The organism is Chitinispirillales bacterium ANBcel5, from assembly GCA_029688955.1.
GTDB lineage: Bacteria > Fibrobacterota > Chitinivibrionia > Chitinivibrionales > Chitinispirillaceae > Cellulosispirillum > Cellulosispirillum alkaliphilum.
The window spans coordinates 1-2,302 of record JARUKZ010000092.1; the positions used below are offsets into that span (position 1 = coordinate 1).

At 47.4% G+C, this 2,302-nt stretch carries 3 protein-coding genes; 2 read left to right on the forward strand and 1 reads right to left on the reverse strand.

Going from position 1 to position 2,302, the window contains the following annotated elements; translation table 11 throughout:
- Nucleotides 1–612: 612 nt before the first annotated feature.
- Entirely contained in the window at nucleotides 613–987 is a 375-nt protein-coding gene (locus tag QA601_18810; GenBank protein ID MDG5817154.1) for a helix-turn-helix transcriptional regulator, read from the reverse strand.
- Between the two features lie 171 nt (nucleotides 988–1,158).
- Between QA601_18810 and QA601_18815 the strand changes: the two genes are divergently transcribed.
- Together QA601_18815 and QA601_18820 are read left to right on the forward strand one after the other, a co-directional pair.
- Nucleotides 1,159–1,503, forward strand: coding sequence for a hypothetical protein (locus QA601_18815; GenBank protein MDG5817155.1), 345 nt, complete (start codon nucleotides 1,159–1,161; stop codon nucleotides 1,501–1,503).
- Nucleotides 1,457–2,302, forward strand: an 846-nt coding sequence (locus QA601_18820; protein ID MDG5817156.1) for a hypothetical protein, incomplete at its 3' end; no start/stop codon positions are given. The genes QA601_18815 and QA601_18820, both read left to right, overlap by 47 nt.

The window sequence follows — 2,302 nt, forward strand, 5'->3', positions numbered from 1 at the left end:
TAAAAGTCTTCATAAAATTAGAAGCATTGAGAAAAAAGAGGAAACATAAAACGCAATGTAGTCCCCGCCGCCCAGGGCCGCTTCGTGCCATCCCTGGCCCTTGCTTTTACATAAAATTCCTTATGCGTCCGCTTCGGCATCCTGCCTTCACACATGCTTTAAATATGGTGTTGATTTATTATAACGCATCTCTCATAAGGCATTTTATGTAAATTCCGTGGCGGCAGGCAGTGTTGTAGCTTCCCCGCCCACCGCCCTTTCAGGAAAACCCCCTAACTTAGGAAAAAGGTGCACGGTAGGAAAAAGTAGGATGCCCGTTCCTTTTCCTGTCTTCCCCGTGCACCTTTTCCCCTTATGCTTGGGGGTTTCTTACTCTTGTACCCTTGAGGGTCGGGGTGGTACGAACAGTTCCGGCGCCGGGGTTTGCATAATGTTAATTATACGATGCCGCTAATCTTTTAGGCCCACCTGCCCGGCGTACCGGAGCTCATGGATGGCGGAGGTGAACGTATAATTTCACATTATGTAAAAGTGAGGGTTCCGGATGATTTACCCGAACATCCCAGGGCGTCCGGCTACCACCAGTTTCATTGCAGTATTTTCTTGGAGTTTTTAAAGCAGTTTGTGCTTTTTACCTTCAATCAGTGCTTTCATCTGTCGAAGTATTATTCTCTGCTCAATAGGGTCAAGCTGATCAAACAGTTCCATTGCTTTCAGTGTACGCTTGTTTCCGTGAAGGGTCTTTCCATTTTTCCCGTTCGCCGGTTCATCTTCGATATCCAGCAGGGTATCTATACTCAAACCGAAAAAACGGGCAATGTTTGGTAGCTTATCCTTTGGTGGACTTGTACGCTCCCGCTCATAATCGCTAATAACTTTCTGCGAAGTACCGAGCTTCCGGGCAAGTTCACCCTGTGATAAACCCCGCTCTTTTCGCAGTTCTCTTATTCTGGTTCCAAAGCTCATATCATAAAAATACATACCCATTTTTTTAAACCCTTGCACATTAGAACAAACAAGTATATTTTAAGATAAATAAAAAAGTATAAAATAGCTATTGACAGCTTTTTTAAAACCAGCAAAAAAGGCCTCCCGGTGTCCTCTACCAAAGTTTACCCGGTCGGCCCTGAAGATAAACGCCTGAAAGGAGGCGCATCCATGTATGAAAAATACCTTACTGCAGCTTCCCAATCCATACTTCGACGCCGCTCAGCATCAATAATCACCAATGATTTGTACCTTGCAGCCTTTCTTCACAGTGTCGGGTGCTCACTCGATCACCTGGAGCATAATGGCCGCCGCAGGGTATCGTTTGTGTTTATCGGTGACCGCTGCCGTGAACTTCGCCAGGCTTACCTTACCGGTCCGGTGAAACTTGATATGCGCTCCTTTCGGGAAAGCCTCTCACTTATACGCCACATGATGGATGGCGAAAATGAACAAAGGAGCGCAGCCCGTGCCAGAATCCAAAACAGAAAAGCCCTGCAGACTTGCTCAGGGTAACGATGGTCACTACTTCCGTGGTGATATCCTGACTTACCGCGTAACCGGCCTCAACCCCTATAACCTGGACCGCCTTCGTGTTAATCTCAAGGCATACAGGGAGGATGAGCCCTCAAACTTCCAGATCGATACACTTGACCTCTACTATAGCAGATCCCGCGAGGGCTTTGCTGAGAACTGCACTAAATATCTCAAGGTTCAGCAGAGTGCAGTGATGGCAGAGCTGAGCAGTCTTATATCTGCACTCGAAGCGGAGCGTGTCTCCATGAAAGAACGTGGCAATGGTAGCGCTCTAGTCCAGATGAGTGAAGAGGATAAAAAGGAAGCACTCGAAACGCTTAAAAGTAAAGACCTGCTTAAAAGAATCGTTGAGGACTTCGATGCAGTGGGCTATATCGGAGAAAAGACAAACAAGCTTCTGTGCTACATCGCAGCAGTATCACGCCTTCAGTCCGATCCGCTTGCAGTTCTTGTTTTAAGCCGCAGCGGTGCAGGTAAAACAGGTTTACAGGAAGCGGTGTGCAGATTTATACCCCCTGAATCGGTAATCCAGTATACACGCATTACAGGTCAATCTCTTTTCTACCGTGATGAAAACGCTCTTAAACACAAGGTGCTTGCCGTAGAAGAAGACGAAGGGATGCAGCCCGCAATGTACTCGGTAAAGACACTCATATCATCCCAGAAGCTAAGCGTATCTGCAACCCGCACCGATGCCAAGACCGGAAAGTTCTCCGTAGAGGAATACACCGTTTACGGGCCTGTGGTGGTGATGGTCTCAACCACCAACCCCAACGGC